General features: G+C 30.5%; 5 protein-coding genes and 1 tRNA gene. 5 read left to right on the top strand and 1 reads right to left on the bottom strand.

The window, feature by feature from the left end; all coding sequences use genetic code 11:
• Window positions 1-47: 47 nt before the first annotated feature.
• Window positions 48-121 (top strand) — tRNA-Met (locus WBN21_RS07730).
• A 252-nt stretch (window positions 122-373) separates the two neighbouring features.
• Here WBN21_RS07730 and WBN21_RS07725 read toward each other — a convergent pair.
• The gene (locus tag WBN21_RS07725) at window positions 374-2,026 is read right to left on the bottom strand and encodes a sodium/sugar symporter (RefSeq protein ID WP_424199034.1); all 1,653 of its coding nucleotides are present in this window, start codon (window positions 2,024-2,026) and stop codon (window positions 374-376) included.
• 301 nt (window positions 2,027-2,327) lie between these two features.
• Between WBN21_RS07725 and galK the strand changes: the two genes are divergently transcribed.
• From galK to WBN21_RS07705, 4 genes are all read left to right on the top strand, one after another.
• On the top strand, window positions 2,328-3,455 hold the full coding sequence (galK, locus tag WBN21_RS07720; protein ID WP_424199033.1) for a galactokinase: 1,128 nt from the start codon (window positions 2,328-2,330) through the stop codon (window positions 3,453-3,455).
• 1 nt (window position 3,456) lies between these two features.
• Window positions 3,457-4,485 (top strand): UDP-glucose--hexose-1-phosphate uridylyltransferase, encoded by a 1,029-nt coding sequence (locus WBN21_RS07715; RefSeq protein ID WP_424199031.1) that lies wholly within the window; start codon window positions 3,457-3,459, stop codon window positions 4,483-4,485.
• Window positions 4,486-4,730: 245 nt separating this feature from the next.
• A complete protein-coding gene (gene galE, locus WBN21_RS07710) occupies window positions 4,731-5,747 on the top strand; it encodes a UDP-glucose 4-epimerase GalE (protein ID WP_424199029.1) in 1,017 nt (338 codons plus the stop codon).
• A 138-nt stretch (window positions 5,748-5,885) separates the two neighbouring features.
• Window positions 5,886-10,025, top strand: a complete 4,140-nt coding sequence (locus tag WBN21_RS07705; RefSeq protein WP_424199027.1) for a hybrid sensor histidine kinase/response regulator transcription factor — start codon at window positions 5,886-5,888, stop codon at window positions 10,023-10,025.
• Window positions 10,026-10,436: the final 411 nt, after the last annotated feature.

The raw sequence follows: 10,436 nt of genomic DNA, 5'->3' as shown, positions 1-10,436 counted from the left end.
TGTTTGCTTACAACAATAATGTTTTTATATTTGCAGCCTTAAATTATGGCGAGGTAGCTCAGCTGGTTAGAGCGTCGGATTCATAACTCGGAGGTCGGGGGATCGTGCCCCCCTCTCGCTACAAGATTTAAAAAGAAAAACCCAAGAAATTGTTCTTGGGTTTTTTGTATTGCTAAAACAATTTGCTTTTTTTTAAAAAAATAAAGAAATTATTAACCGACAATAATTCTTTAAAATCATGTTATTCTGTTCCCAAAATAAAATGCCAACTTTAAAAGTTGGCATTTTATTTATTTAGAACGTATTGACAAAAGCGAACAAATTAATATAGGTTTAGATCGCTCAGATTCTTTTTTTTAAATAAATAAAACAACTATTTCCAAAACATCGCATATAAAACAACTAATATAATCATCACGGCAAATGCTCCTATGTTAAACAATGGACTGGTTTTAAATAAATTTTTTGAAAATGGAATACCTTTTTCATCATCTGCTCCATTGTTTTGTAACAGACTTACCAATACAATCACGATCATAGTTAGTACTGCTGTATAACCCATTTGATCCATCCATGGTACATCAACAAAGAATGAACTTGTTGACCAGCCTTTTGGAGCTACTTTAAAATACATGGCTATTGGAATTGAAACCAATGCTCCTATTATTGCTCCTTTGTTGGTTGTTTTCTTCCAGAACAATCCTAGCATAAATACGGCTAAAATCCCTGGACTCACTATTCCGGTATATTCCTGAATGAATTGGAATGCTTGATCTATCCCACCTAATAAAGGTGCCATAATACATGCTATTACTAATGCTACTCCAGCAGACAATCTACCCATATTTACTGTTGCCTTATCGCTTGCATTTTTATTGATGTATTGCTTGTATATATCCATTGTAAAAATTGTTGATGTTGAATTCAACATAGATGCTAATGACGATACAATAGCTGCCGCTAAAGCTGCAAAGGCAACTCCTTTTAATCCTGTTGGTAAAAATTGTAATAACCAAGGGTACGCTTTATCTGCCTGCTCTGGAGACGGCAAGTTTTTTAATCCCGCTTCTCCCAAGCTCGCTAAAATCTCTGGATCATTTACCATAACATAAGCTGCAATCCCTGGTACTACTACTATTACAGGTATTACCAACTTTAAGATTGCCGCTAATAAAATCCCCTTTTGAGATTCCTTTAGCGATTTAGCTGCCAAGGTTCTTTGAATGATATATTGGTTGAATCCCCAATAATATAAGTTTGCCACCCATAAACCTCCTACTAATACCCCTATTCCTGGTAAGTTTTTAAATTCAGGATTTGATTCGTCAAGAATCATTGAAAACTTATCTGGGGCAGCTTCATAAACAGTTTTTAGACCTGCCATCACTCCTTCTCCACCAGAAACTGTGTTCAATGCTATATAAGTTGTTACTAATCCTCCTAATACCAAAAACACAACTTGAATTACATCTGTCCATGCAACGGCTGACAATCCTCCATATAACGAATAGGCTGCTGCAAATAATGCTAATCCTATCACTCCATAGACCATAGGGATACCCATAATAGTTTCTAAAGCCAAAGAGCCTAGATATAATACAGATGCAAGGTTAACAAATACATATAAAGCTATCCAGAATACTGCTAATATGGTTTTAAGGTTTGTTGAGAAACGTTTTTCAACAAACTCCGGAATAGTATACAGACCTTTTTCAATAAAAATTGGTAAAAAGTACTTACCTACTATTATTAAAGTAATAGCTGCCATCCATTCATAAGAGGCAATAGCTAATCCTAATGCAAATCCAGAACCAGACATCCCAATAAATTGCTCAGCTGATATATTCGCCGCAATAAGTGAGGCACCAATTGCCCACCATGGTAAGGATTTACTTGCTAAAAAATAATCTTCAGCATTCTTCTCATGTCCTTTTTTATCTCTGGACACCCAAAGACCGACACCTAATATTAATATTGCATAACAAATAAAAATGAGGTAATCCAAGAATTCAAAATTGGTAGTCATAATAATTCAATGATTTTAGTTAGTTTATAATATTAGTCAAATATCATTAAATAAATTTTAAAAATTGTATTTAATAGTTAGGCAAATGTAGTTTTCAATAAATAAAACCATTAAGGAGATTGTCAAAGTTACCAACAACGTTACAAAATTTATAGAAACTTCAAATAATTAATTATTTGAAGTTTTATGTTTTTTTTACCTAGAACGACATTTTATACACCTAAAAATACACTTCTACTTTTACAGTTTAAGATATTTGATATCATAAATTATATTTTTAATAAACCAATCTAATATCCTTATGACTAACATTCAAAATCCTGATTTCGAAATCATTATCGAATCTCCTGGACGAATAAACCTAATTGGTGAACATGTAGATTATAGTGGAGGTCATGTACTACCGGCTGCTATAGACAAAAAAATTACTTTACGATTTAAAAATAATAATACCAATTCTTGTTTTATTGTCTCCAAAAATTTCAAAAAACAGTTTGAAATTAATTTAGATAACTTACTAAGAAGTGATACAGAATGGCATAACTATATTCTTGGTGTTATCTTTCATATTAATGTTTTAAAACCAAATTCTGTTAAGGGTTTTGACTGTGAAATTGAAAGCAACCTTCCTTTAGGCTCTGGAATTAGTTCTTCTGCAGCTCTAGAATGTGGTGTTGCAAAAGGATTGAATGAACTATTTGATATTGGCTTAACAGACATCGAAATGATAACCTTATCAAAAGATGCTGAACATACCTTTGTTGGCACAAAATGTGGTATCATGGATCAATTCGCTGTAGTAAAAGGAAAAAAAGATCATTTATTACTTTTAAATTGCGAAACCTTAGATCACGAATTGATAAAGGCTGATTTTGGAGACTATAAAATAACACTTCTGAACACTAATGTTTCCCACAATTTGGCCAGTAGTGAATATAATGTTAGACGTGATGAATGCAATACTGCTTTAGAAGCCATACAAAAAAAATACCCAGAGTATACTTTATTAGCACAAGTTCGACCAAAAGTGATAAGAGAGTTTGAAAAAATATTGCCCAAAAAAATTTATAATAGAGCGCTATACGTTACCAAAGAGAACAGAAGAACTTTAAAAGCGGTAAAAGCTTTAAAGGAAAATGATTTAGCTCGATTTGGTGAATTATTATATAAATCTCATCGAGGTTTAACCAACCTATTTGAAGTTAGCTGTAAAGAATTAGACTTTTTAGTAGACTTCACACAAGATTTAGATTACGTAATTGGTTCAAGAATGATGGGGGGCGGTTTTGGTGGTTGTACTATTAATTTAGTACATAAAGATTACTTTGATTCTTTCATTGAAGACGCAAAAGCAGCATATCAAGAAAAATTCGATTTAGATCTAACACCTATTAAAGTTGCAATTAGTGACGGAACAAGAAAAGTATAAAATGGATATATATACAAAATCACATAGGCGTTTTAATATCTTAACAGGTGAATGGATTCTAGTATCACCTCATAGAACCAAACGTCCTTGGCAAGGTAAAAAAGATAAAGCTGCTGAATTAAACAAGATTGACTACGACAAAAGCTGCTACCTATGCCCTGGAAATACACGAGCAAGTGGAGATAAAAACCCAACATATGCAGATACATATAGTTTTAACAACGACTATGCAGCACTAGTTCAAGATCAAGAACACGAAACATTTAGTGACGGTTTATTAAAATCTGAAACCGAAGAAGGTATTTGTAAAGTGGTGTGTTTTTCGCCAAATCATTCGTTAACACTACCCTTAATGCCTGTTGAAGATATTACTAAAGTTGTCAATTTATGGCAAAATGAATATAATGAATTAGGCAAAAAGACATCTATCAACCACGTTCAAATATTCGAAAATAAAGGTGCAATAATGGGTTGTAGTAATCCACATCCTCACGGACAAATTTGGGCTCAAACTTCAATCCCAGAAGTTGTTTTACAAAAACAGAAGCAACAAAAAAAATATTGGGATACCAATAACAAAAGTTTATTAGCAGATTATATTCAACAAGAGATTGAACTAAACGAGCGTATTATTCTTAAAAACGATCATTTTGTAGCTTTGATACCGTATTGGGCTGTTTGGCCATATGAAGCGATGATTGTTCCAATAAAACAGTACCAACATATAGGACAATTAAATACTGTAGAAAAAATTGCTTTTGCAGAAATCATTAAAGGATTAACTATTAAATATGACAATCTGTTTCAAGTGTCGTTCCCCTATTCTTCAGGAATTCATCAAAGCCCAACAGATAAAGAGCATCCAGAATGGCATTTTCACATGTCTTTCTACCCACCCTTATTACGATCGGCAGAAGTAAAAAAATTTATGGTTGGTTACGAAATGTTTGCCAATGCGCAAAGAGATATTACTGCAGAACAAGCAGCAGACACATTAAAGGCTTTAGACAATAATCATTATAGTCTTTAATCAAATTACATTAAAGGAAAAAACCAATTCTTTAACAAACAAAAACAATTTAGAATTCCAGATGAGTACATTTGGAATTAACCTTTTAAGTTTTAAAAAGCTTAAAAAACACCATTAAAAGATGATAAAAAATATTTAAGTTATTCGTTTTAAAACATAATTGCATCATGGTGCTCCGAATAATGAATATTTTTCATAAACACAATTAAAATCAGACCAAAAACATTTAAACAAAAAATAACCAAATGAAAATATTAGTAACAGGAGGATTAGGATTTATAGGCTCACATGTTGTAGTAGAACTCCAAAATGAAGGCTTTGAAGTAGTCATAATTGATAACCTTTCAAATTCATCAGAAGATGTTTTAAAAGGAATAACTGCGATAACAGGAAAACAACCTTTATTTGAAAAACTAGACCTAAGGGATAAACCATTAGTAGTTGACTTTTTCAAAAAGCATCATGATATTCTTGGTGTGATTCATTTTGCTGCATCTAAAGCTGTTGGTGAGAGTGTAGACCTTCCATTATTATACTACGAAAACAACTTAAATACCTTAATTTACATTTTACAAGAATTACAAAAAAAAGAAGCTTCTAATATTATTTTCAGTTCTTCATGTACGGTTTATGGTCAAGCAGATGTATTACCAATAACTGAATCTGCACCAATAAAACCGGCTGAATCACCTTATGGTAATACTAAACAAATAGGTGAAGAAATTATAAAAGACACCTGCAAAGTGTCTTCAAATATAAATGCCATTGCACTTAGATATTTTAATCCTATCGGAGCGCACGAATCTGTTAAAATTGGAGAATTACCTATTGGTACCCCTCAAAATTTAATACCATTTATTACTCAAACAGGAATGGGGTTGAGAGAACAACTATCTGTTTTTGGAGATGATTATCCAACAGAAGATGGTACCTGCATTAGAGATTACATCCATGTAGTCGATTTAGCAAAAGCGCATGTAGCTGCTCTAAAACGTCTAATAAATGGGGATAATTCTGGTAATTATGAGGTCTTTAATATTGGAACAGGCAAAGGTTCTTCTGTTATAGAGGTTATTAATGCTTTTGAAGAAGTATCTGGACAAAAACTGAATTACAAAATAGTTGATAAACGTGCTGGTGATGTGATTGCTGCCTTTGCAGATACCACTAAAGCCAACAATGTTTTAGGATGGAAATCGGAATTAAGTTTAAAAGATGCACTACTCTCTGCTTGGAAATGGGAACAGGAGATTAGGAAATAATAAACAGCAAAGTATTGATCTTAATCTTTAAGGTTTAATTTAATATAGTGTAAGAGTCTAAATTGATTGAAATTTTTAGCAATAAAACCTATCCTTAAATACTATTTTTATGTTATATTAACATATTAAATTTCTAAATTGATTAAGGACAAATATATACCATTATTATTAGTTTTTACTTTTTGTAGCTTATTCGCTCAAGATAAGCAACTTGAATACTCAAAACAACTATCTATATACGATGGGTTGGCTCACAATGGAGTAACTTCTATTCTTGAAGATTCTAAAGGCTATTTATGGTTTGGAACCTACGACGGCTTAAATAAATATGATGGTTATTCGCTAAAAACCTTCAAAAATACAATCGATAAAACCATACTTGTAAGCAATAGAGTTAGAACTATGGCTGAAGACTCTAAAAGTAATTTATGGATTGGTACTGATGAAGGGTTATCAATATATAATTACCAGAAAGAACAGTTTAAAAACATATATTCCAATGGATTTATTAAAAAAGGGGATACTGGACCTATAATTCGAAAGATAATATTTGATGAAGAAAATGATTTAGTTATTTGTGCTTCAGAAGGTAATGGCCTTTTACTTTTTAATAAGGATTATTCATTTATTGAAAAACATTATCTGTATCCAGACTCAAAAAATACAGCTTTTTATAATGGTATTAAACTAGATAAAAGCCATTATATTTTCTCATCGTCATCTGGTTTAGTTGTCTTTAATATCAAAACAAAAAAGTTTCAAAAAGTATTAGATACCCAAATTTCATTAAGTGAACCAACAAGTTCGATTATCGCTATTAAAAACAACAGATTATTAGTCACATTAAATTCTGGAATTGCTGTTATTAATTATAAAATCGCTGATGAAACTTATAACTTTTCTTTGAATGAAATAAAATTACCAAACCAAGATTTTCAAACTTTAGCATTAGACAATAATAATAGTTTATGGTTGGGTTCTATTACTTCTGGAGTAGTTAAAATAAATAGCCTTGACGCCTTTTTAAATAATACTACTTATAAAAAGGAATTATTTCATCTTGAAACAGGACTAACAAGAACTAGTTTTATAGCTCCATCAACATATGGTAGTTGCTGGGTAGCGACTTTTAATGAGGGATTATTTCAATTTAACATTGATGAGAATCCATTTAAAAGCATCAATGCACAAATGAAAATGCCTTATGGCATTGAAACTAATCACGTAACTAGTATTTCTCCTTATAGCAAAGAAAAAGTATTTGTGAGTACAAATAATAATGGTATTTATCTTTTTAACTCAAAAACAGGGCAGTTCGAACCCTTACCATTCAAAATTTCTTCACAACAATTAGAAGCAAGCTCAAGTGTTTTTGTCGATTCTAGAAAAAATATTTGGTTTAAAATTAATGGTTATGGTTTTTGCAGAGTAAAAGCTGGTCATTCCAATTTTGATAAAATATCTAAAACTGGTGATAAGTCATTTGATAATATGGCTCCGCGTTCTTACACCGAAGATAAAAATGGAAATATATGGATTGGATGTTCTGAGGATGTTTACAAAATTTCTTTAGACAAAAATGATGATGTAATAAATATTGAATCTTTAAATCAAAACCACCCCTTATTCAAAAACAATAAATTAAAATTAGCAAGAAAAGTTTATGCTGATCCTTTACACAATTATATTTGGCTAGGTGCCGATGCTAATGGGCTTTTTAGAATTAAGATTGATGAAGCAAACGAACTAATTCAAGATTTAAAAATTGAACAATACTTACATGACACCAATAACAAAAAAAGCATTTCCAGCAACTTTGTAACCTCAATGGTTAGATTACCTAATGAAGAATTTTGGGTAGGCACAGAAGGAGGTGGATTGTGTAAAGTTTTAAAAAGTGATGAAAAACCATTTTTTATTCCTCTTTCAGAAAAAAATGGTCTTTCTAATAATGTTATTAAAAATATTCTTTTTGATAAGGAACATAATTTGTGGGTATCTACAAATATTGGATTAAATAAAATAGATACAAAAGATTTAAGTATTAGAAAATTTACCAAAGAAAATGGTTTGCCTTATGAAGATTTTTGGTTTGCAGGAGGAACACTTGACAATAATTTAATGATTTTATCTGCATTAGATGGCTTCTGTTATTTCAATCCGGAAATGATATCGAATAAAGAATCGCTACCCAAGTTAGAATTTGAAGATTTAAAAGTATTTAACAAATTCGTATTACCTGGTGAAACCATTTCAAATAGAGTACTGCTTGATAGACGCTTAGCAGAAATGAATGAAATTACCCTAAAACATAGCGAAAATGTATTTTCTATTGGCATAATATCGCTACATTTTTCAAACCCGGACAATCATGGTTTAAGATATAAATTACTGCCAATTAATGATGAATGGATTGAAGTTCCTTCAAGTGAGCACCAAATTTCATTTAATGGACTTCAACCGGGAAATTACACATTAAGTGTTATGGCTTCAAACTCATTAAACAAATGGACAGAACCTAAAAACTTAAAAATTAACATAACACCACCATTCTGGAAAACAACACAGGCCTATATACTTTACTTTTTAATGGCTTCACTTTTAGCTTTTGTTGTAGTAAAAATAATTTTACGAATCCAAACTTTAAATCATAATTTAGAAATAGAGCATTTAGAAAAAGATAATGAGAAAAAGATAAATGATGAAAAACTTCGTTTTTTCTCAAATATATCCCATGAAATTAAAACACCTCTAACATTAATCTCTGGACCAATTTCTATTTTATTAGATCGTTTTAAAAACAACCAAGACGTTAAAGAAAAATTAGATTTGATGCAACGCCAATCAAAAAAAATATCACGTTTGGTAGATCAAGTGCATGATTTTCAAAAAGCAGAAGCAAAAGTTTTAAAAATGAATTATTCACGTTTTTCTTTTAATACTTTTATAAACGAACTTGTTAAAGATTTTGCGTTTTTTGCGCAAAATGAAAATAAAAAACTAGAGATTAAGGATTGTGGCGAGAACATTATAGTATCGGCAGATAAAGATAAATTAGAGAAAGTATTTAATAATATAATTAATAATGCTTTTAAATATACCAAGCCTAATGATGCTATAAAAATTGAATTTTGTAGTAATGATAAAGATCTAACAATATCTATAAGTGATACGGGGAAAGGAATTGACGAAAAGGATTTATCACATATTTTTGAACGATTCTATCAATCTCATAAATATGAAAACATTCACACTAGCGGTTCTGGTATAGGATTAGCCTTTTCTAAATTATTGGTTGAGATGCATTATGGTTATATTAATGTTGATAGCAAATTAGGCAAAGGGTCAGTCTTTAACATTAAATTACCAATTGTTAAAAAACATACTTCAGATGAGCAACAAGAAATAGAAGAAGTTATTTTATCTGCTGAAAAAGATTTTGAAATTAGTACACAGCTAGTAGCAAAAAACAATCCTAGCAATATTGCAGTAGATAATAATTTTTCTGAAGCCTTAATTTTTTATGCCGAAGATAACTTAGATATGAGGATGTATGTATCTAATGCACTTTCTAAATTCTTTAGAATAAAATCTTTTAAAAACGGGCAAGAATGTTTGGATGCCATGGAAGACGAATGGCCAGATATTGTAATTAGCGATGTGCAAATGCCCGAATTAAATGGTTTAGCTTTATGTAGGACAATAAAAGCAGACATTAAAACAAGTCATATCCCGGTAATTTTATTAACTGCTCTTACCAATATTGAAGATACCATACGAGGCATTAGGGATGGGGCTGATGCATATATAAATAAACCATTTAATTTACAGCACTTAATTACTAGAACGGAAACTTTACTAAACAATAGAAAACAACTACGCGAACGTTTTCAAATAGGCATACCATTAACTAAAGAAAATAATTTAAATAATAGAAATGATAATGCATTTCTGGAAAAATTATACAGTTTAATGGCCGATAATTTAGATAATTCTGAACTTGATTTAAACCAATTTGCAAAAGAACTATATCTAAATCGAACACATTTTTTCCAAAAGGTAAAAGCACTTACAAACCAATCTCCATTTGAGTTATTAAAATCTTATAGGCTTAAAAAAGCTGCAGAGTATTTAAGTATAAATAACCTATCTGTTAATGAGGTATTTACCATGACAGGTTTTAAGAGCCGTACGCATTTTAGTAAAAGCTTTAAAGAGCATTATAATGTTACTCCAGGTAAATATGCCTCTGAATTAAAAGAAAAATATAGTACCTAAAATAGTCTTAGTTTCTCCATTATATTTCAACAATTTATATTCTAGTAAACAAGTTTCAAACTTTAATCAAAAACATTATGTTTTTAAAGACAGTTTAAGCTTATTTACTATTATAAACTCACTTCATTTATTTTAAAATCCCACCCTATTTGTATTTTAAGCATGTTTACTATCAACTTATTATTAGGTGTAAAGCCAAGTTCTATGTAGCTCATAGTTAAGCAGTTTGATGTTATTTACTTAGAGACACAACGCATTTATTCTCAAATACAAAAAAATCATAGTACAATTATAAATTGCAGAAGTATTAAATAATACAACAATTTAAAATAGGGTAATATTCAGATGGTCTCAGATAAAATAGAATAAGTAACCAGTCATCTTATCCATTAAATTACCATAAACTAAATT

Source organism: Algibacter sp. (genome assembly GCF_049667265.1).
In the GTDB taxonomy this organism is placed as follows: Bacteria; Bacteroidota; Bacteroidia; order Flavobacteriales; family Flavobacteriaceae; genus Algibacter_B.
The sequence above is the reverse complement of the archived record's forward strand: the minus strand, read 5'-3'. Positions and strand labels throughout refer to the sequence as shown.

Bases quoted from the DNA above. Each gene is read 5' to 3' on its own strand.
- WBN21_RS07715 (WP_424199031.1), top strand. From the start codon at position 3,457: ATGGATATATATACAAAATCACATAGGCGTTTTAATATCTTAACAGGT.
- galK (WP_424199033.1), top strand. From the start codon at position 2,328: ATGACTAACATTCAAAATCCTGATTTCGAAATCATTATCGAATCTCCT.
- WBN21_RS07725 (WP_424199034.1), bottom strand. From the start codon at position 2,026: ATGACTACCAATTTTGAATTCTTGGATTACCTCATTTTTATTTGTTAT.
- galE (WP_424199029.1), top strand. From the start codon at position 4,731: ATGAAAATATTAGTAACAGGAGGATTAGGATTTATAGGCTCACATGTT.